Source organism: Pediococcus parvulus (genome assembly GCF_964063155.1).
GTDB lineage: Bacteria > Bacillota > Bacilli > Lactobacillales > Lactobacillaceae > Pediococcus > Pediococcus parvulus.
In genome coordinates, this window is record NZ_OZ061292.1 from 902,048 (window position 1) to 921,809 (window position 19,762).

A 19,762-nucleotide genomic window follows, 5' to 3' on the forward strand; every position below is an offset into this window, starting at 1 on the left:
ATGATTTCAGATTATAAAGGATATTTAATTGATTTAGATGGTACCATTTATCGGGGCAGAGACCAAATTCCTGCTGCGGCCCGTTTTATTAAACGATTACAGGACACACACACGGATTTTTTGTTTGTGACTAACAACACGACACAGTTGCCTGATGAGGTTGCAAAAAACTTACGCGAAAATCACAATATTAATGTTACTGCTGATGAAGTCTATACAGCGGGGTTGGCAACAGCAGATTATTTAGATGGTATAGCTGGGGGTAAGCGCAAGGTTTATGTAATTGGTGAACTCGGTTTAAAGCAGGCATTATTAAATAGAAATTTTGAATTTGATGAGACGAATCCAGATTGGGTTGTTGTCGGCTTGGATTATGACGTGACTTACCATAAGTTTGAGTTAGCAACATTGGCCATAAAACGGGGTGCAACTTTTATTGGAACGAATGCAGATACCAACTTACCCAATGAGCGTGGTTTGGTGCCTGGAGCGGGTTCATTGATTGGCTTTGTTGAACGTTCTACACAACAGAGGGCTACATATATTGGGAAACCAGAAACAATTATCATGCAAAAAGCGGTTAAGAAGATTGGTCTTGACAAAGATGACGTTGTGATGGTTGGTGATAATTATATGACTGATATTTCTGCTGGAATTAATTTTGGTATTGACACTTTGTTGGTCTACACTGGGGTTTCAACTCGAGAATTTGTGGCAAAGCAAGAAATTCAGCCTACACACATAATTAATTCGTTTGATGAATGGAAGTAGTTACTATGCGAATGCGAAGGATTGGACAGTGGATCGGGTTTCATTTTTTTGGAATTTCTTTAGCCATTTTTTTGGTTATTAATTGTACTTTTCTATATTCGTGGTCGTTAAAATGGTATAACGTTCAAACTGCGGTAAGTTTATCTCACAAAGAGATCATGCATAATTATCATCAACTGATAGCCTATTTAAGTTTTCCATGGATTGAACACTTACACATGACCGATTTTCCAAGCTCAAGTACGGGATTACAACATTTTTCGGATGTTAAAAGTCTTTTTATGTTGAATGAAGGAGTTTTAATTCTTTCGGCGATTGTTTTTTTCTTTTTTATTCGTGAGCTTGTTAAAACCAAAACACTGTGGCAATTAATTCGGCCTTTGCAGGTCACGGCTGTTGTGCCATTGTTTATTGGTGCAATGATGAGCATCTCATTTGATCAATTTTTTGTCATTTTTCATGAGGTTTTGTTCCGCAATAGTGATTGGATATTTGATCCTCAAAAGGATCCGGTTATCAACGTCTTACCAGAGGAGTTTTTTTTACAGTGTTTTGTTTTATTCTTTGTGTTTGTAGAAATCTTTTACCTGTTTTTTATTTGGTTGGGGAAAAGACAGATAAAAAAATAAGCCTTATTCGTTTGGTGACGAATAAAGCTTATTTTTGTTTAGACAGCTTTTTTTCTGGTTTTTAGAAAGGAAACAAGAATTGGAATAAGAGAGATAAGGATGATACCAATAACAATTACGGAAAAATGCTGTTTAACAACAGGAAAGTTTCCAAAAAAGTATCCTGCGCCACAACATAAGCTTACCCAAGTTGATGATCCCAGAATATCAAAAATGATGAATTTTTGATATCTGAAGTTACTACCACCGGCAACAAAAGGAGCAAAAGTTCGAATAATTGGCATATATCGTGCGAAAGTTATAGAGATGCTACCATAGTGATCGAAGAATTCTTTAGATTCTGCCATTTTTTGCTTGTTTATAAATTTCCCAAATATGTGGTGCTCAGTGAGTGCATTACCGACTGCACGGCCGATAAAAAAATTCGTTGAATCACCAAGGACCGCTGCAAAAAAAAGTAAAAAAACGAATATCCAAATATTTAGATGATACATACTATTTGCTGAAAGTGCAGCGGCTGCAAACAATAGAGAATCTCCAGGTAAAAAAGGTAAAATTACAGCACCGGTTTCAACAAAAATAATGGCAAACAGGATAAGATAGGTCCAATCACCAAATGTATTTACAATAGAAATTAGGTGCGCATCAATGTGTAAAACAAAATCAATCAGAAAAGACACAGTATTCCTCCGTACTTTATATTATTAGTGTTTAAAGTTTTTAAAAGCACAAGTATTGTATCATACTTCTGGTTTCGCTAAAATGAATATTGACATAAAATTTTGGGAGGTGCGAATTTGCTTAAAACGGGTGATGTTATTGAAGGTACAATTACAGGGGTTCAGGCATACGGCCTTTTTGTTGAAAATAAAAAAATATCTTTTACAGGGTTGCTTCACATTTCTGAATGTAGTGACGAGTATATTGAAAGTCTTTCTTCAATTTATAAAGTAGGTCAGGTGGTTTCTTGCGTGATTGTGGATATAGATCCTGCAAATCAACATGTGAGTTTATCAATAAAGGCGTTGAATCAAAAAAATAATATGCATAATAAGCCGATTCCTGCAGTGGTACACGCTTATCACAAATTTTATTGGACAAGTAATGATGATGAAATTGGGTTTAGAAGTATTAGTGACAACCTACCTGAATGGAAGGCGGCCGCTAAGAGAACCTATGGGATTAGTTGAGATGATCTGTAAGTTTTGTGAGTTGATTTTTTAAAAGGACTTGACCAAGTAAAGTTTTCTTGGTATTATATTCAAGGTCGTTTTGAACGAGGAAAGTTAATTTTAAGTATTGAAAAAAGTTTGTTGACTTTTAGAATTTGAAATGATAAAGTTAAATAGTTGCGTTGAGGCGTTTAGCGCTTCCAACTGCGACATAGTAGACCTTTGAAAACTGAACAAAGTTTCGACGAAACAAAATGTGTAGGGTCTTCAAATGGAAATTTTGGAGCAAACAATTTGCGAAGTCAATTCGCTTTAAACAATGAAACAACAAATGAGCTTGTAAAAACTCAAGTATAATATGAGAGTTTGATCTTGGCTCAGGATGAACGCTGGCGGCGTGCCTAATACATGCAAGTCGAACGCACTTTCGTTGAATGAATTAGAGGTGCTTGCACCGAAGATGATTTTAGCTATAAAGTGAGTGGCGAACGGGTGAGTAACACGTGGGTAACCTGCCCAGAAGTGGGGGATAACACCTGGAAACAGATGCTAATACCGCATAACAAAGTAAACCGCATGGTTTACTTTTAAAAGATGGCTTCGGCTATCACTTCTGGATGGACCCGCGGCGTATTAGCTAGTTGGTGAGATAAAGGCTCACCAAGGCAGTGATACGTAGCCGACCTGAGAGGGTAATCGGCCACATTGGGACTGAGACACGGCCCAGACTCCTACGGGAGGCAGCAGTAGGGAATCTTCCACAATGGACGAAAGTCTGATGGAGCAACGCCGCGTGAGTGATGAAGGCTTTAGGGTCGTAAAACTCTGTTGTTGGAGAAGAACGTGTGTGAGAGTAACTGCTCATGCAGTGACGGTATCCAACCAGAAAGCCACGGCTAACTACGTGCCAGCAGCCGCGGTAATACGTAGGTGGCAAGCGTTATCCGGATTTATTGGGCGTAAAGCGAGCGCAGGCGGTCTTTTAAGTCTAATGTGAAAGCCTTCGGCTTAACCGAAGAAGTGCATTGGAAACTGGAAGACTTGAGTGCAGAAGAGGACAGTGGAACTCCATGTGTAGCGGTGAAATGCGTAGATATATGGAAGAACACCAGTGGCGAAGGCGGCTGTCTGGTCTGTAACTGACGCTGAGGCTCGAAAGCATGGGTAGCGAACAGGATTAGATACCCTGGTAGTCCATGCCGTAAACGATGAATGCTAAGTGTTGGAGGGTTTCCGCCCTTCAGTGCTGCAGCTAACGCATTAAGCATTCCGCCTGGGGAGTACGACCGCAAGGTTGAAACTCAAAAGAATTGACGGGGGCCCGCACAAGCGGTGGAGCATGTGGTTTAATTCGAAGCTACGCGAAGAACCTTACCAGGTCTTGACATCTTCTGCCAATCTAAGAGATTAGACGTTCCCTTCGGGGACAGAATGACAGGTGGTGCATGGTTGTCGTCAGCTCGTGTCGTGAGATGTTGGGTTAAGTCCCGCAACGAGCGCAACCCTTATTATTAGTTGCCAGCATTAAGTTGGGCACTCTAGTGAGACTGCCGGTGACAAACCGGAGGAAGGTGGGGACGACGTCAAATCATCATGCCCCTTATGACCTGGGCTACACACGTGCTACAATGGACGGTACAACGAGTTGCGAGACCGCGAGGTTTAGCTAATCTCTTAAAACCGTTCTCAGTTCGGACTGCAGGCTGCAACTCGCCTGCACGAAGTTGGAATCGCTAGTAATCGCGGATCAGCATGCCGCGGTGAATACGTTCCCGGGCCTTGTACACACCGCCCGTCACACCATGAGAGTTTGTAACACCCAAAGCCGGTGGAGTAACCTTCGGGAGCTAGCCGTCTAAGGTGGGACAGATGATTGGGGTGAAGTCGTAACAAGGTAGCCGTAGGAGAACCTGCGGCTGGATCACCTCCTTTCTAAGGATATTTAGAAACGGAAACCTACACATTGTCGAAACTTTGTTTAGTTTTGAGAGGTCTACTCTCAAATGTATATAAGCGCGAACGGGCCTATAGCTCAGCTGGTTTAGAGCGCACGCCTGATAAGCGTGAGGTCGATGGTTCAAGTCCATTTAGGCCCATAGATACATTTTTGGGGAATTAGCTCAGCTGGGAGAGCGCCTGCCTTGCACGCAGGAGGTCAGCGGTTCGATCCCGCTATTCTCCATTGACGGCTTAGCCGTCGAATTTGTTCTTTGAAAACTAAATAATATCGAAAAATTTTCTAATTTTAATTATTTATTATAATGTAATTAAACCGAGAACACCGCGTTTTATAGAGTTTTAAAACAAGATTAGTTCGAAAAATAATCGCTAAACTCAAAACCACTTTACCTTTGGTAAAGTTAGGTTAAGTTATAAAGGGCGCATGGTGAATGCCTTGGTACTAGGAGCCGATGAAGGACGGGACTAACACCGATATGCTTCGGGGAGCTGTAAGTAAGCTTTGATCCGGAGATTTCCGAATGGGGAAACCCAACAACACTAATCCGTTGTTACCACTACGTGAATTCATAGCGTGGCTGGAGGTAGACGCGGGGAACTGAAACATCTCAGTACCCGTAGGAAGAGAAAGAAATATCGATTCCCTAAGTAGCGGCGAGCGAACGGGGAACAGCCCAAACCAGGAAGCTTGCTTCCTGGGGTTGTAGGACTGAACATTTGAGTTACCAAAGATTTTCATAGCCGAACAGTCTGGGAAGACTGGCCAGAGCGGGTGATAGCCCCGTAGGCAAAATGAAGATCCCTCAGTTCAGGATCCTGAGTACGGCGGAACACGTGTAACTCCGTCGGAATCCGGGAGGACCATCTCCCAAGGCTAAATACTCCCTAGTGACCGATAGTGAACCAGTACCGTGAGGGAAAGGTGAAAAGCACCCCGGAAGGGGAGTGAAACAGTTCTTGAAACCATGTGCCTACAAGAAGTCAGAGCCCGTTAAGGGGTGATGGCGTGCCTTTTGTAGAATGAACCGGCGAGTTACGTTTACATGCCAGGTTAAGTTGAAGAAACGGAGCCGCAGCGAAAGCGAGTCTGAATAGGGCGACTGAGTATGTAGATGTAGACCCGAAACCAAGTGACCTACCCATGTCCAGGTTGAAGGTGCGGTAAAACGCACTGGAGGACCGAACTCGTGTACGTTGAAAAGTGCTGAGATGAGGTGTGGGTAGCGGTGAAATTCCAAACGAACTTGGAGATAGCTGGTTCTCTCCGAAATAGCTTTAGGGCTAGCCTCGGATTAAGGATCATGGAGGTAGAGCCACTGTTTGGACTAGGGGCCCGTCTTGGGTTACTGAATTCAGATAAACTCCGAATGCCATTGATTTATGTCCGGGAGTCAGACGGTGAGTGATAAGATCCATCGTCGAAAGGGGAACAGCCCAGACCACCAGTTAAGGTCCCTAAATATATGTTAAGTGGAAAAGGATGTGGAGTTGCATAGACAACTAGGATGTTGGCTCAGAAGCAGCCATCATTTAAAGAGTGCGTAATAGCTCACTAGTCGAGTGATTCTGCGCCGAAAATGTACCGGGGCTTAAACATATTACCGAGACTGTGGATGCCACCGCAAGGTGGCGTGATAGGAGAGCGTTCTAAGGGCAATGAAGGCAGACCGTGAGGACTGTTGGAGCGCTTAGAAGTGAGAATGCCGGTATGAGTAGCGAAAGACAGGTGAGAATCCTGTCCACCGAATGACTAAGGTTTCCTGGGGAAGGCTCGTCCACCCAGGGTTAGTCGGGACCTAAGTCGAGGCCGAGAGGCGTAGACGATGGATAACAGGTTGAGATTCCTGTACTAGTTAAACTTGTTTGAACAATGGAGGGACGCAGGAGGCTAAGGAATGCGCACGGTTGGATATGTGCGCCCAAGCAGCGAGTCTTGTTGAGAGTTAAATGCTTTCAACTTTAAGGACAAGCTGTGATGGGGAGTGAAATTTAAAGTAACGAAGTTCCTGATGTCACACTGCCGAGAAAAGCTTCTAGTTAGAGTTTAACTACCCGTACCGCAAACCGACACAGGTAGTCGAGGAGAGTATCCTCAGGTGAGCGAGAGAACTCTCGTTAAGGAACTCGGCAAAATGACCCCGTAACTTCGGGAGAAGGGGTGCTGATCGAAAGATCAGCCGCAGTGAATAGGCCCAGGCGACTGTTTATCAAAAACACAGGTTTCTGCAAAATCGTAAGATGACGTATAGGGGCTGACGCCTGCCCGGTGCTGGAAGGTTAAGTGAATGAGTTAGCTTCGGCGAAGCTTTGAAATGAAGCCCCAGTAAACGGCGGCCGTAACTATAACGGTCCTAAGGTAGCGAAATTCCTTGTCGGGTAAGTTCCGACCCGCACGAAAGGCGTAACGATCTGGGCACTGTCTCAACGAGAGACTCGGTGAAATTATAATACCCGTGAAGATGCGGGTTACCCGCGACAGGACGGAAAGACCCCATGGAGCTTTACTGTAGCTTGATATTGAGTGTTTGTACAGCTTGTACAGGATAGGTAGGAGCCATAGAAACCGGAACGCTAGTTTCGGTGGAGGCGTTGGTGGGATACTACCCTCGCTGTATGAACCCTCTAACTCGCGCCACTAAGCGTGGCGGAAGACAGTGTCAGGTGGGCAGTTTGACTGGGGCGGTCGCCTCCTAAAGAGTAACGGAGGCGCCCAAAGGTTCTCTCAGAATGGTTGGAAATCATTCAATGAGTGTAAAGGCAGAAGAGAGCTTGACTGCGAGACAGACAGGTCGAGCAGGGACGAAAGTCGGGCTTAGTGATCCGGTGGTACCGTATGGAAGGGCCATCGCTCAACGGATAAAAGCTACCCTGGGGATAACAGGCTTATCTCCCCCAAGAGTTCACATCGACGGGGAGGTTTGGCACCTCGATGTCGGCTCATCGCATCCTGGGGCTGTAGTCGGTCCCAAGGGTTGGGCTGTTCGCCCATTAAAGCGGTACGCGAGCTGGGTTCAGAACGTCGTGAGACAGTTCGGTCCCTATCCGTCGCGGGCGTAGGAAATTTGAGAGGATCTGTCCTTAGTACGAGAGGACCGGGATGGACATACCGCTGGTGTACCAGTTGTTCCGCCAGGAGCATCGCTGGGTAGCTACGTATGGATGAGATAAACGCTGAAAGCATCTAAGTGTGAAACTCGCCTCAAGATGAGATTTCCCATTCCATTTATGGAAGTAAGACCCCTGAGAGATGATCAGGTAGATAGGTTGGGAGTGGAAGTGTAGTGATACATGGAGCGGACCAATACTAATCGGTCGAGGACTTAACCACAAAGTGGTGTTCTTGAAGAGAAGGATTCGATATTATTTAGTTTTGAGAGAATAAATTTCTTTCACACGAGCCACGAAGGTGGATCGGAGAAGTGTGGTGGCGATAGCGAGAAGGATACACCTGTTCCCATGTCGAACACAGAAGTTAAGCTTCTTAGCGCCGAGAGTAGTTGGGGGATCGCTCCCTGCGAGGGTAGGACGTTGCCATGCGAATATTCCGGCATAGCTCAGTTGGTAGAGCCCCTGACTGTTAATCAGGTTGTCGACGGTTCGAGTCCGCCTGCCGGAGTTAATGATATGGAGAGTTGTCCGAGCTGGCCGAAGGAGCATGACTGGAAATCATGTAGACGGATTTATCCGTCTCAAGGGTTCGAATCCCTTACTCTCCGTTGTAATTAAGTATGACCCGTTGGTCAAGTGGTTTAAGACACTGCCCTTTCACGGCAGTAACATGGGTTCGAATCCCGTACGGGTCATTTATGGAGGGTTAGCTCAGTTGGGAGAGCGTCTGCCTTACAAGCAGAGGGTCACAGGTTCGAGCCCTGTACCCTCCATTGAAATTATGGTTCCATGGTCTAGTTGGTTTAGGACGCCTGCCTGTCACGCAGGAGATCACGAGTTCGAGTCTCGTTGGAACCGTTAAAATAAAATATTTTTATTTTATATCATTTGTTTATGGCGCAGTAGCTCAGTCGGTAGAGCAACGGATTGAAGCTCCGTGTGTCGGCAGTTCGATTCTGTCCTGCGCCATATATGGAAGGGTAGCGAAGTCTGGCTAAACGCGGCGGACTGTAAATCCGCTCCTTCGGGTTCGGTGGTTCGAATCCACTCCCTTCCATTTTAATGATAGGGATATAGTTTAATGGTAGAACTACGGTCTCCAAAACCGTCGATGTGGGTTCAACTCCTACTATCCCTGCCATTGATGGCGGTAGTGGCGAAGTGGTTAACGCACCGGATTGTGGCTCCGGCACGCGTGGGTTCGATTCCCACCTACCGCCCTAAGGATTTCATTTGTTATCCTTGAGGTTTTGTATAATTAACATAACCAGATTAGATGCCGCTGTGGCGGAATTGGCAGACGCGCTGGACTCAAAATCCAGTTCCCTTTACCGGGAGTGTGGGTTCGACCCCCACCGGCGGCATTATAATGCAAATTCTTAATTTGCAATTTGTAGTGAACAAGGCGCGATATATCAGCATTATTTGATGCCTTTAGGCAGAATGTTGGGTATTGCGTTTTTAGTTTGGTACGAGTTTATATGGCGGTATAGCCAAGTGGTAAGGCAGAGGTCTGCAAAACCTTCATCACCGGTTCAAATCCGGTTACCGCCTTCAAATTAGTGAGCATGAATAAAAGAGGAATTCAGCCTTTAAAGTTGAATTCCTCTTTTTGAATTGTAATTTTTTATTTTTTATTTAACTTTATAATTTTACGAATACTCATGATAATATCGGTAAAATCATAGGCTGCAAAAATTGTAATAATCCATCGATAACCATTCGATGAATCTGTTGTTAGCAAAAAATACATAAAGAATATGCCAAATAGGAGATCCAAAATCATATTAATCAGCATTGCTCGTGTAACCTTAATTTTCATAAAAAGACCTTTCTCAATTCATACGTTAACTCAATCATATCACAAAATAATTTTTTAATGCAGCTTCTCCTTGACAATTTACGTTTACAAATGTAATCTAATAAATGAAGATTACGTTTGTAAACGGGAGGAATTGAAATGACAGAGGAATTGCCGATTACCACTTCTGAGTGGGAAGTTATGCGTATCATCTGGACACTAGGTGAAGCTACTAGTACGGAAGTAATTCAATTATTAGTAAAGAAGCGTGATTGGAAGGCATCAACAGTTAAAACTTTGATTGGTCGCTTAATGCAAAAACAAATGTTAACTGCCAAAAAAGAGGGGCATTCAAACATTTATCAATGCACAATTTCTGAGCGGGTTGCAATGCAAAGAGAAGCCACGCGCCTGTTTCAAAATATGTGTGCAATGAAAAACGGCGAAGTGTTGGCACAACTTGTTAGTGAGATTCAGTTAAGTAAGACGGATATAGAAAAATTGCAAGCAGTGTTAGCGGATAAAATTAAAGATGCACCAGACGAGGTTGCATGTAACTGTCTGCCAAAGGAGGAAACTAGAGAATGAATCATTCAAAAATGAAAATGGAAATGAACAATGGTGAAATGGACATGGATATGGATCAAGATATGATGAATCATGGTGGTCATATGATGCATATGGGAAACTTAAAGCAAAAATTCTGGATATCTTTAATTTTGACAATTCCCATTATTCTAATGAGTCCAATGATGGGGATGAACTTGCCATTTCAATTTACGTTTAACGGATCTGATTGGATTGTTGCAATTTTAGCTACGGTACTGTTTTTCTATGGTGGGAAACCATTTTTTAGCGGCGCAAAAGGAGAATTACAAGCCCGTCAACCTGCCATGATGATGTTGATTGCGATGGGGATTTCAGTTTCTTATATTTATAGCATCTATGCGTTTGTTGCTAACGACATTCTTAAAATTCAACCCCAAAAAGAAAGCTTTTTCTGGGAACTATCAACGCTGATTGTGATTATGTTACTTGGACACTGGATTGAAATGAATGCAGTCATGCATGCTGGAAGTGCCGTTGATGCATTAGGAAAGCTCTTACCAGATGAGGCACATCTTGTATTAGATGACAGAGTTCAAGAAATTAAGAGCTCTGAAATAAAGGAAACCCAAATCATACAAGTACGCGCCGGTGAAAAAATTCCGGCCGATGGAGTCTTAGTTTCGGGTGAATCTAGTGTAAACGAAGCTATGGTTACTGGTGAAGCTCAGCAAGTCACAAAAAAAGTTGGTAACAATGTGATTGGTGGTTCAATTAATGGGGATGGCACGTTTGAATTTAGAGTGACTGGAACAGGGAAAACGGGTTATTTAGCGCAGGTCCAAAAGCTAGTTTCAAATGCCCAAGAAAACAAATCAAAGGTTGAAAATATGGCTGATCGGGTGGCTGGATGGTTATTCTATGCTGCCTTGGCTATTGGTATTATTGCATTTATAACATGGACAACAATTAGTGGTCTTTCAATGGGACTTTCCATTGCAGTAACAGTGTTGATTATTGCTTGCCCACATGCTTTAGGTCTTGCTATTCCACTCGTAACTGCACGTAGTACCGCATTGGCGGCCAATCATGGTCTTCTAATTCGTAATCGTGATGCGATGGAGTCTATTAAAAAAATTAACTATGTTTTAATGGATAAAACAGGAACTTTGACGGAAGGACAATTCAAAGTTCATCATGTGGAAAGTTACCAATCAAATTTAAGTAATGATGAAGTTTTACGGCTAATGGCGGCATTGGAAGCAGATTCGAGTCATCCAATGGCTATTGGAATTTTAAACGAGGCTAAACATAAAAAAATTTCGTTACCAAGTGTCAAAAAAACAAGTCAAATTACAGGTGCTGGGTTAAAGGGAACAATTGATGGAAAAGAATATAAACTGGTTTCAGCAACTTATTTAACTGAGCAAAACATTGACTTTAACGAACAAGGGTTTGAAAAATGGGCTAAGGAAGGCAATTCGGTTGCTTACCTCATTCAAAATCGAGAAATAATTGGGATGATTGCTGAAGGAGATCAGATTAAGGCGACTGCCAAACACGCAATTCAGGCGTTTAAGGACATGCAAATTCAACCGGTTATGTTGACTGGTGATAACGAACAAGTGGCTTCAGTGGTGGCTCACGAGCTTGGTATTTCAAACTATCGTGCTCAACTACATCCTGAAGATAAGCAAAAAATCATTACTGAATACCAGAAAAAGAGAAATTACGTTATGATGGTTGGCGATGGGGTCAACGATGCACCAAGTTTAGCCAAGGCTGATATTGGTATTGCAATTGGCTCTGGAACGGATGTTGCAATTGATTCAGCCGATATTATTCTAGTCAAAAGTGATCCAATGGATATTGTCAGTTTCATTAAACTAGCCAAGAATACACACAGTAAAATGATGCAAAATCTTTGGTGGGGGGCTGGATATAACCTGATCGCTATTCCATTAGCAGCAGGGGTCTTAGCTTCACTAGGATTTATGTTGGATCCAATGGTTGGGGCTGCAATCATGTCCATGAGTACAATTATCGTGGCAATTAATGCAATGACTTTAAAAGTTCAAAATTAAAAACTGCGTAAATTAAGGATGAAAGTCCTGAAGTTTACGCAGTTTTTGTTAAGATTCCAAACTATGAAGTTGATAGGCAGTGTAATTAGAGTCGTGATAATTATATGCACCACTATCACTGTATATTTTGAACGGTTCATAACTTTCAGAACGCCGCCAAATTGAGTAGTCAGAGTCCAATTGCCAAATAGTTAAAAGTACTCGCTCATTCGGCCTTTTTTGAGGTTGCAGGACAAATAAATCGTTTAGGCCCAGTGGTAGACGTTCAGGTGTTGCAAGTTGTGAAATTTTGGCATCCAAGACCTTAATTTCTTCTTTAGAAAGCGTCATAAAGGAAAAACGATAGAATCCGTTCCAACTGAAATTACCGGTGTGAAATTTCACCCGATAAATTAACGGGTTGGCAAAAACAGAAGGATCGCCTGAAACATCTAGTAACTGTAAGTCATTGTGGATTGAAGTGCTGGAAAGTGTAATAAATTGTCGGTCCGGATTGTTTTTTTCAATTTGTTTTAAAACTGGCCAACTGCCAAATGTTGATGAAATTTTATCGACCATAGTAATCCCTCCAATATGTTTACGTCTTTATTATACCTTGTTCCACCCAAATTATGAAAAGGTTTTCTCTTTCAAACAGAATATGTTAGATTAGAGAGGAGGGTATCCCGGAATGGAATGCTAAGCTTAAGCGAAGGAGACTATGAAAATGAAATTAACAGTATTAGGTTATTATGGTGGTTTTCCATGGAATGGTGACGGAACTAGTGCTTACTTAGTGCAATCAAACGGTTTTAATTTACTTTTAGACTGTGGGAGTGGGGCTTTATTAACTTTGGAAAAAGTGTTAGATCCCTTGCAGTTAGACGCGGTTTTGCTCTCGCATTATCATCATGATCATACCGCAGATGTTGGTGTTTTACAGTACTTTTGGCAATTAAAAACGGGATCCAAAAAGGTTCCCATTTTGCCAATTTACGGACATACGCAAGATCCCTTAAATTTTGGTGCATTGACTTGGCCAGGGGCAACAATTGGAAAAAGTTACAGTGCAGATCAAGCTTTGAATATAGGTCCCTTTAAGATCACATTTTTACAAACCCATCATCCGGTGGCAGCGTTTGCAGTACGGATAGAAGAAGTTGCAACTCACAAAGTACTTGTCTTTACTTCTGACACCGCCTATTTTCCAGAGTTAGCAGACTTTGCAGAAAAAGCCGATTTATTAATGACTGATACAAACTTTTATGCGGATAAAGAAGGTAAGAAGTGGCATATGACTTCAACTGAATCTGGTGAAGTTGCTAAGAATGCAAATGTGAAAAATCTTTTGTTAACCCATTTACCACAATCGGGTAATTTGGATAATTTGGTGACAGAGGCCAAAAGAAAAGTGGGAACAGATGTTCAAGTGATGCGTGCTTCAAAACTCTTTGAATACACGGTTTAGCACCACAAATTTAAAATTGGTATAGGTGATAAAAAGGCAGAAAATTATCATGATTTTAACATTTTATCATTATTAAATATTATTGAAATCAATTAGAAAATAATTAAGAAGAGTTCGTGAACAAATTAACTATATGCGTGTTTTTGCTATATTACTCTGACTAGTTGAACAAAAATAATCATTATGTTAATTAACAGTTTACAAAAAGTAAGAACTTTTTCGAAAAAACTATAGCTTTAATTTTAGAATCAGGTTATAATAGTCATTGTAAAGAAATTGAACTTGCTTAATATTTAGCACAATTTGGTTCGATTGCTAAGGAGGAAAAAATATGGTTACTTTATATACTTCACCGAGTTGCACATCTTGCAGAAAAGCGCGGGCTTGGTTAAAAGAAAACAACATTCCTTTTAAGGAACGTAATATTTTTTCCGAACCATTGACAATGGATGAGATTAAATCAATCCTGAGAATGACTGAAAATGGAACGGAAGAAATCATTTCAAAACGTTCTAAAGTATTTCAAAAACTTAATATTAATCTTGATGAATTACCATTACAAAAACTATTTGATTTAATTCAAAAAAATCCAGGTCTGCTTCGTCGACCAATTATTTTGGATGAAAAGCGGCTTCAGGTAGGCTATAACGAAGATGAAATTCGTCGTTTCTTACCTCGTGATGTTCGGGCTTATGAACTTCGTGAAGCACAACGTTTAGCGGATTTGTAAAATAAAAGACAGGTTAATTGCAAAAAGTTAGATTTGTGGGATAATATCCATGAATCTAATTTTTTATTGGGTCCTGTTGTGACGCACAACAGATAAATGTAACGAGAGGTTGGGGGTGCGAACGATGGAAATGGAACGAATAAATGATGATACGATTCGAGTCTTAATCGGTAACGATGATTTGACTGAACGTGGAATTACGGTCCTTGATTTATTAGGAAGTCACAAACAAATAGAAGATTTTTTCTATAGTATTTTACAAGAGGTAGATACGGATCATCAATTTCAAGAAAATGATGCCGTTACTTTCCAAGTATTACCTAACCGAAATGGATTAGAGCTCTTTATCAGTAAAAACGCTGATATGAAGGGGAATTCAAAAGTAAGTTCTGATAATAATACGTTTAATATAAGTAATGAAGATGATGTTTCAGAGTTCTTAAAGCATCAGTTGATTCAGCATGATAGTGATGATAACAGAAAACAAGCACAGACTGAGGATTCTAGTCCGGCTGATTTGGACCCATATCTGAATGACCCAGATACACATACGCAAGAGTTTGTTTTGAAGTTACCAAGTTTTGAAAGTATGCCGGAAATTGCGCGCGTGCTCCGTTTGGATAGTGCGGCATCTAATTTATTTAAATATAAAGGTGATTACTATTTGGATCTAATTTTCTTTGTCGATGAATCAAGTCCGGAAACCGTAAAGAACGAGTTAGCAATTGCCTATGAATATGCTGATGCTTCAGATGTTACTGCTGATGTTTTGCATGAACATGGTCAAGAGATAATGAGTCAAAGCGCTTTGGAATTGACCAGACACTATTTCAAATAATCAAATAGAATGATGCTAACTTAAAAGTTGGTGTCATTTTTTTTATTTTGAAGGAAAATTAGGCCTTTTTTGACGTATCTTCTTTTTAGAGGGGGATGCTGATGTTTGTTGCAAACGATCAAGATAAAAGTGTTTTGGCAGCCGATGCCCATCATAAAATAACGTATACCTGTCCAGGATGTGGTCAATCTGTCATTTTAAGACAAGGACAAATGCGGCTTTCTCACTTTGCTCATCATGCAGGTGCCGATTGTCATCTATTTAGTGAAGGGGAGACAAAGGCTCATTTAGCCGGGAAAACACGAATCTTTAATTGGTGCCGTCAAAATCACCTAGCAGTTAAGCTAGAGGCTTATTTACCAAGACTGAAACAACGACCTGATATTTTGGTCTACTGGCACCATCACTGGACTGCAATCGAGTTTCAATGCAGTCCAATTTCGTTTGAAAAGTTAGTAGAACGAACACAAGGCTATCGATCACATGGATACAAGGTTTGGTGGATCCTAGGGCCAACCTATTTAGCACACAAATTGACGTTAGAAAAAGTTTCAAAATTTGCGTATTTTCAAAAAAGCCTTTCGTTATTTGTTTCGTTCTACGATCCGCAAAATGATCAATTTTTGATTCGCCATCATCTTACTCAAGATTTATTTGGAAAACTAAAATGGCAAGATTATGTTTTTAATCCCTCTAAAAAAGCATTTACTGAGTTATTCCATCAAGGTGGAAAGCAGAAACCAAATTTTAAACAAGATAGCTACCGTGAAGCAGTTCTTTTACAACATCAGTTGTTGGGGAGATATTCAGATGCACGGTTAAAACGAGTTCAGTTTATTTGTTATACACATCATTTGAATTTAGCAGGTTGCCCTTGGATCGTTCATGATCAAAATTTTATATTACCAACTGGGAAAAAGATTCCATTGGAAGTGAAAATTGAATTCTTATTAAAACTTCAGCTCTGGCAAAAACAGTTTGTTTCGTATTCTTTGTTAGCAACCTGGTATCGGGAGGTGACTGAAGGGAATCCATTCCAACTTGCTAATGTGACGCGGCCGCAACTCAATATTGAATTAAACTTCCAACAATTTTTGCAAAACTTACTTTCCGACCACGTTTTAAAAACGGTTCAAAAACAATATCAAATTATGGTGCTGCCACGCTGGTACACTGACATTACTCAAAAACTTCGTCATTTTCCGGATTAATGTGCTAAAGTAGGTTTAATTTAAACTAGGAGGAAATTTGAATGGCAGAGATAAAACAGTTACCGAAACGTAGTGATGTGCCAGTTGAGTTAACGTGGGATTTAACCACAATTTTTAAGGACGATCGAGCCGTGAAAACGGCAATGACACAATTGAAAGTAGGGGTACAAGCTGTACTAACCCAACAAGGAAAGCTACAAGATAGTGCCCAAAATTTACTAAAAGTGATTCAAGACGAACTAAATGTTCAAAACCAATTGGAACATTTATTTGTTTATGCAGAGTTAAAAAATGATCAAGATACTGGGGACAACACAAATCAGGGCTTAAAAGACCAAATCACGGGACTAGTAGCAAAAGTTTCTGCTCAATTAGCTTGGATTGAACCTGAAATTTTGGCAATTCCAAATCAAAAACTGACTGAGTTTCAAAATAATGAATCAGAGTTAAAACCATATGAACATTTCTTAGCTGTTTTGCGGTTAAAGAAGGATCATGTGTTATCCGCAAAAGAAGAAGCCATATTAGCAGGTGCGAGCTCCATTTTTGATTCCTCTGAAAAAGTGTTTGGAATTTTGGATAATTCGGATTTGAAATTTCCATTTGTGAAAAATTCGGCTGGTCAAACGGTACAGCTTTCACAAGGGATGTATTCAACTTTGCTTCAATCAACAAACCAAGTAGTTCGAAAGCAAGCTTTTGAGCAGTTATACGCTGTCTATGAGCAATTTAGAAATACATTTGCCGCAACCTTATCAGGTGAAGTTAAGGTGCATAATTTTAATGCACAAATTCGCGGTTTTAAAGATGCCCGGCAGGCTGCCATGAGTGAAAATGCCATCCCAGACGCCGTGTATACTAACCTAGTCACTGAAGTGAATTCACATCTAGATTTGTTGCATCGGTATGTTGGTTTGAGAAAGAAAATTCTTAATTTAAAAGAAATGCATATGTACGATCTGTATACGCCGATTACTGGGAAATCGCCATTAAGCTACACTTATCAAAAGGCCCAAACTGAAGCTAAAGAAGCTTTGCAGATCATGGGTGATGATTATGTGAGTCATGTTGATGAAGCCTTCAAAAATCGCTGGATTGATGTAGTTGAAAATCAAGGAAAGCGCAGCGGGGCATATTCTTCAGGTGTCTATGGTACAAATCCGTTCATGTTGTTAAATTGGCAAGATGATTTAGAAAATTTGTTTACTTTGGTTCATGAAATGGGTCATAGTATGCATACGTATTACACTACCCACAATCAGCCTTATCAATATGGCGATTATGCAATTTTTGTGGCTGAGATAGCCTCCACTACAAACGAGAACATTTTGACATCATATTTATTGGATAAGTATGATGATCCACAAATTAAACTCTATGTTTTGAACCATTATTTAGATGACTTCAAGGGGACTGTTTATCGTCAGACTCAATTTGCTGAGTTTGAACAATTTATTCATGAAGCGGATGCAAAGGGAGAGCCATTAACGGCCGAAATGATGTCAAATTACTATGGTGATCTAAATCATCGTTATTATGGGGATGCAGTGATTAACGATGATCAAATTAAATCTGAATGGACACGAATCCCGCATTTTTATTATAATTTTTATGTTTATCAGTATGCAACAGGGTTTGCAGCGGCTTCCTCACTGGCAAACGGGATCACAACACATCAGGCTCATGCGCGGGAAAATTATTTAAACTATTTAAAATCTGGTAGTTCTGATTTTCCACTGAATGTTATGAAAAAAGCTGGCGTAGATATGACTCGAAAGGCCTATTTAGAAGACGCCTTTGCGGTTTTTGAGAAGCGTTTAAACGAGTTTGAAAGTTTGTTATAAAAATAAAGAGTTTTCCAACAATAGCGATTTTATAGCCGTAATTGTTGGAAGACTCTTTATTTAATAAGTACCTGATATAAGTTATAGAACATGGGGAAATGCGATGGATGCATGGGAAAAACTAATGGAATCCGCCAGGGGACATTCGGTATCTTGACAAATTTGTTGTAGGATACTGTCATTGAAGTCCTCAACCAAAATCCCACAATCATCACCATCGTCATTGAAAATAACGGCGGAAGGAGAAACTAAAACATTCATTTCTGAAGCCGTTTGTTGATCAGCTTTGAAAGAATCCTGTGCTAATTGTGAACGCCGGTCGGCTTCAAACATCTCCATGTCAAGGTTGGCAATTTGACCAATTTTTGTACCCAAATTTTTAGAGTAGCAAATATTTTTTGTGGTGATTTCTTTTTGAATTAATTTTAAGAAATTACGTCCATGACGCTTACATTGGAATAAAGCTGCCTTATAATCAAGGATTACATGATACATATCCTCGGATAATTCGTTGTAAGACTGATAACTTGTGTTAGCTTCACTGTGAAGATAGTTTTGCACAATTTGCATATTTAACATGGGAATAATCTGGAAACTAACCTTTTGATCCACGTTATGAACAAAGTCCATCATAACTTTTTCAGATTGCATACACTGTTCACCCCATGGTGTCACGAACAAATAGACGTCAAGCATTGAGTTTTCCTCCATCAAAACTAATTTCAGTTTTTAATTTTTTGTTTAAGTATTTATAAAAGACAACAATATAAACTTTACCAAATTTTGAAAAAATATCAAACAAATTGTTTTCAGTAATCTAAATTCAGCTGTATCTTAGCGCATTTTAACTGGAAAGGTAAAGAAATCTGCCCTTAATAATAGATTAGAAATGAAGAACAGCGTTTGAGCAGATTAACAATGACTTTTATGCTAAAATTAATAGTAGTGTTTTAAAAAGTGAGGCAAGATACGTGATTGATAATTGGGAACAGTTCTTATTACCATATAAACAAACCGTTGATGAACTGAAAATTAAATTACGCGGTATTCGCAAACAATTTCAAAATGATGACCAACAAAGTCCCATTGAATTTGTAACAGGACGTGTTAAGCCAGTTTCTAGTATTAAAGAAAAAATGGTGCGCCGTCAGGTTAGAGAAGATCGATTAGAACAGGATATGCAGGATATTGCCGGTGTTCGTGTCATGTGTCAATTTGTGGAAGATATCTATCAAGTGGTGGATTTACTTCGAAAAAGGACTGACATGACCATTATTGAAGAACGCGATTATATCAATAACGAAAAACCAAGTGGTTATCGCTCATACCATATTGTGGTGGAATATCCAGTTCAATTGATTTCTGGGGAAAAGAAAATTTTAGCAGAAATTCAAATCAGAACTTTAGCCATGAATTTTTGGGCAACAATTGAACATTCTTTGAATTATAAATATCAAGGAGAGTTTCCCAAGGAATTGAGTGATCGTTTACAAAGAGCATCAGAAGCAGCATTTTCGTTAGACGAAGAAATGTCTGAAATTAGAGAAGAGATTCAGGAAGCACAGAAACTATTCTCTCGTGAACGTTCAGACCATAATATGTATGGATCACATAAGGACTGA

General features: G+C 40.4%; 14 protein-coding genes, 13 tRNA genes and 3 rRNA genes. 27 read left to right on the forward strand and 3 right to left on the reverse strand.

What is annotated here, in order from left to right; translation table 11 throughout:
- A complete protein-coding gene (locus tag AB3217_RS04370) occupies positions 1 to 771 on the forward strand; it encodes a TIGR01457 family HAD-type hydrolase (RefSeq protein ID WP_057784798.1) in 771 nt (256 codons plus the stop codon).
- Between the two features lie 11 nt (positions 772 to 782).
- Positions 783 to 1,400: a TIGR01906 family membrane protein gene (locus tag AB3217_RS04375; RefSeq protein ID WP_367366118.1), complete on the forward strand. Its 618-nt coding sequence runs from the start codon at positions 783 to 785 to the stop codon at positions 1,398 to 1,400.
- 38 nt (positions 1,401 to 1,438) lie between these two features.
- Here the strand turns inward: AB3217_RS04375 and AB3217_RS04380 are convergent, their stop codons facing one another.
- The gene (locus AB3217_RS04380) at positions 1,439 to 2,080 is read right to left on the reverse strand and encodes a VTT domain-containing protein (protein WP_057784800.1); all 642 of its coding nucleotides are present in this window, start codon (positions 2,078 to 2,080) and stop codon (positions 1,439 to 1,441) included.
- Between the two features lie 117 nt (positions 2,081 to 2,197).
- Between AB3217_RS04380 and AB3217_RS04385 the strand changes: the two genes are divergently transcribed.
- The 19 genes from AB3217_RS04385 to AB3217_RS04475 all read left to right on the forward strand — a co-directional run bounded on the left by AB3217_RS04385 (position 2,198) and on the right by AB3217_RS04475 (position 12,070).
- A complete protein-coding gene (locus tag AB3217_RS04385) occupies positions 2,198 to 2,590 on the forward strand; it encodes a S1 RNA-binding domain-containing protein (RefSeq protein ID WP_057784801.1) in 393 nt (130 codons plus the stop codon).
- A gap of 336 nt (positions 2,591 to 2,926) precedes the next feature.
- Positions 2,927 to 4,504: ribosomal RNA gene (locus AB3217_RS04390) — 16S ribosomal RNA — on the forward strand.
- An 89-nt stretch (positions 4,505 to 4,593) separates the two neighbouring features.
- Positions 4,594 to 4,668 (forward strand) — tRNA-Ile (locus AB3217_RS04395).
- A gap of 13 nt (positions 4,669 to 4,681) precedes the next feature.
- Positions 4,682 to 4,754, forward strand: a tRNA-Ala gene (locus tag AB3217_RS04400).
- Positions 4,755 to 4,935: 181 nt separating this feature from the next.
- Positions 4,936 to 7,859: ribosomal RNA gene (locus tag AB3217_RS04405) — 23S ribosomal RNA — on the forward strand.
- Between the two features lie 92 nt (positions 7,860 to 7,951).
- Positions 7,952 to 8,068 (forward strand): 5S ribosomal RNA (rrf, locus tag AB3217_RS04410).
- The 16S, 23S and 5S rRNA genes sit together here with 13 tRNA genes alongside, the layout of an rRNA operon.
- 6 nt (positions 8,069 to 8,074) lie before the next feature.
- A tRNA-Asn gene (locus tag AB3217_RS04415) sits at positions 8,075 to 8,147 on the forward strand.
- 10 nt (positions 8,148 to 8,157) lie between these two features.
- Positions 8,158 to 8,247: transfer RNA gene (locus AB3217_RS04420), tRNA-Ser, on the forward strand.
- A gap of 14 nt (positions 8,248 to 8,261) precedes the next feature.
- Positions 8,262 to 8,334 (forward strand) — tRNA-Glu (locus AB3217_RS04425).
- Between the two features lie 5 nt (positions 8,335 to 8,339).
- A tRNA-Val gene (locus AB3217_RS04430) sits at positions 8,340 to 8,412 on the forward strand.
- Positions 8,413 to 8,422: 10 nt separating this feature from the next.
- Positions 8,423 to 8,497: transfer RNA gene (locus AB3217_RS04435), tRNA-Asp, on the forward strand.
- Positions 8,498 to 8,535: 38 nt separating this feature from the next.
- Positions 8,536 to 8,608: transfer RNA gene (locus tag AB3217_RS04440), tRNA-Phe, on the forward strand.
- 5 nt (positions 8,609 to 8,613) lie between these two features.
- A tRNA-Tyr gene (locus tag AB3217_RS04445) sits at positions 8,614 to 8,696 on the forward strand.
- Positions 8,697 to 8,706: 10 nt separating this feature from the next.
- Positions 8,707 to 8,780 (forward strand) — tRNA-Trp (locus tag AB3217_RS04450).
- 6 nt (positions 8,781 to 8,786) lie between these two features.
- Positions 8,787 to 8,859, forward strand: a tRNA-His gene (locus AB3217_RS04455).
- A gap of 58 nt (positions 8,860 to 8,917) precedes the next feature.
- Positions 8,918 to 9,003, forward strand: a tRNA-Leu gene (locus AB3217_RS04460).
- Positions 9,004 to 9,122: 119 nt separating this feature from the next.
- Positions 9,123 to 9,193 (forward strand) — tRNA-Cys (locus AB3217_RS04465).
- Positions 9,194 to 9,599: 406 nt separating this feature from the next.
- Positions 9,600 to 10,028, forward strand: a complete 429-nt coding sequence (locus tag AB3217_RS04470) for a CopY/TcrY family copper transport repressor (protein WP_057784609.1) — start codon at positions 9,600 to 9,602, stop codon at positions 10,026 to 10,028.
- The gene (locus tag AB3217_RS04475) at positions 10,025 to 12,070 is read left to right on the forward strand and encodes a heavy metal translocating P-type ATPase (protein ID WP_367365722.1); all 2,046 of its coding nucleotides are present in this window, start codon (positions 10,025 to 10,027) and stop codon (positions 12,068 to 12,070) included. The genes AB3217_RS04470 and AB3217_RS04475 overlap by 4 nt, the downstream gene beginning before the upstream one ends.
- 48 nt (positions 12,071 to 12,118) lie before the next feature.
- On the opposite strand, the gene AB3217_RS04480 is transcribed toward AB3217_RS04475, so the two are convergent.
- Positions 12,119 to 12,628, reverse strand: a complete 510-nt coding sequence (locus AB3217_RS04480) for a hypothetical protein (protein WP_057784611.1) — start codon at positions 12,626 to 12,628, stop codon at positions 12,119 to 12,121.
- Positions 12,629 to 12,776: 148 nt separating this feature from the next.
- On the opposite strand from AB3217_RS04480, the gene AB3217_RS04485 reads away from it, so the two are divergent.
- The 5 genes from AB3217_RS04485 (at position 12,777) to pepF (ending at position 18,140) form a co-directional block, all read left to right on the forward strand.
- Entirely contained in the window at positions 12,777 to 13,517 is a 741-nt protein-coding gene (locus tag AB3217_RS04485; RefSeq protein WP_057784612.1) for an MBL fold metallo-hydrolase, read from the forward strand.
- A 331-nt stretch (positions 13,518 to 13,848) separates the two neighbouring features.
- Positions 13,849 to 14,247 carry a transcriptional regulator SpxA gene (spxA, locus tag AB3217_RS04490; RefSeq protein ID WP_057784613.1) on the forward strand — a complete coding sequence of 133 codons (399 nt, stop codon included), beginning with the start codon at positions 13,849 to 13,851 and terminating at the stop codon, positions 14,245 to 14,247.
- A gap of 124 nt (positions 14,248 to 14,371) precedes the next feature.
- Positions 14,372 to 15,085 (forward strand): adaptor protein MecA, encoded by a 714-nt coding sequence (locus AB3217_RS04495; protein ID WP_367365723.1) that lies wholly within the window; start codon positions 14,372 to 14,374, stop codon positions 15,083 to 15,085.
- Positions 15,086 to 15,186: 101 nt separating this feature from the next.
- A complete protein-coding gene (locus AB3217_RS04500; RefSeq protein WP_260274558.1) occupies positions 15,187 to 16,296 on the forward strand; it encodes a competence protein CoiA in 1,110 nt (369 codons plus the stop codon).
- A 41-nt stretch (positions 16,297 to 16,337) separates the two neighbouring features.
- Positions 16,338 to 18,140, forward strand: a complete 1,803-nt coding sequence (pepF, locus tag AB3217_RS04505) for an oligoendopeptidase F (protein ID WP_367365724.1) — start codon at positions 16,338 to 16,340, stop codon at positions 18,138 to 18,140.
- Positions 18,141 to 18,221: 81 nt separating this feature from the next.
- On the opposite strand, the gene AB3217_RS04510 is transcribed toward pepF, so the two are convergent.
- Positions 18,222 to 18,836, reverse strand: coding sequence for a DsbA family protein (locus tag AB3217_RS04510; protein ID WP_057784617.1), 615 nt, complete (start codon positions 18,834 to 18,836; stop codon positions 18,222 to 18,224).
- Between the two features lie 275 nt (positions 18,837 to 19,111).
- Between AB3217_RS04510 and AB3217_RS04515 the strand changes: the two genes are divergently transcribed.
- Positions 19,112 to 19,762 (forward strand): GTP pyrophosphokinase family protein, encoded by a 651-nt coding sequence (locus AB3217_RS04515; protein ID WP_057784618.1) that lies wholly within the window; start codon positions 19,112 to 19,114, stop codon positions 19,760 to 19,762.

What these genes read in the sequence shown, in the direction of transcription:
- AB3217_RS04370 (WP_057784798.1), top strand. Translation starts at nt 1, where the DNA reads ATGATTTCAGATTATAAAGGATATTTAATTGATTTAGATGGTACCATT.
- AB3217_RS04375 (WP_367366118.1), top strand. Translation starts at nt 783, where the DNA reads ATGCGAAGGATTGGACAGTGGATCGGGTTTCATTTTTTTGGAATTTCT.
- AB3217_RS04470 (WP_057784609.1), top strand. Translation starts at nt 9,600, where the DNA reads ATGACAGAGGAATTGCCGATTACCACTTCTGAGTGGGAAGTTATGCGT.
- AB3217_RS04475 (WP_367365722.1), top strand. Translation starts at nt 10,025, where the DNA reads ATGAATCATTCAAAAATGAAAATGGAAATGAACAATGGTGAAATGGAC.
- AB3217_RS04480 (WP_057784611.1), bottom strand. Translation starts at nt 12,628, where the DNA reads ATGGTCGATAAAATTTCATCAACATTTGGCAGTTGGCCAGTTTTAAAA.
- AB3217_RS04485 (WP_057784612.1), top strand. Translation starts at nt 12,777, where the DNA reads ATGAAATTAACAGTATTAGGTTATTATGGTGGTTTTCCATGGAATGGT.
- spxA (WP_057784613.1), top strand. Translation starts at nt 13,849, where the DNA reads ATGGTTACTTTATATACTTCACCGAGTTGCACATCTTGCAGAAAAGCG.
- AB3217_RS04495 (WP_367365723.1), top strand. Translation starts at nt 14,372, where the DNA reads ATGGAAATGGAACGAATAAATGATGATACGATTCGAGTCTTAATCGGT.
- AB3217_RS04500 (WP_260274558.1), top strand. Translation starts at nt 15,187, where the DNA reads ATGTTTGTTGCAAACGATCAAGATAAAAGTGTTTTGGCAGCCGATGCC.
- pepF (WP_367365724.1), top strand. Translation starts at nt 16,338, where the DNA reads ATGGCAGAGATAAAACAGTTACCGAAACGTAGTGATGTGCCAGTTGAG.
- AB3217_RS04510 (WP_057784617.1), bottom strand. Translation starts at nt 18,836, where the DNA reads ATGCTTGACGTCTATTTGTTCGTGACACCATGGGGTGAACAGTGTATG.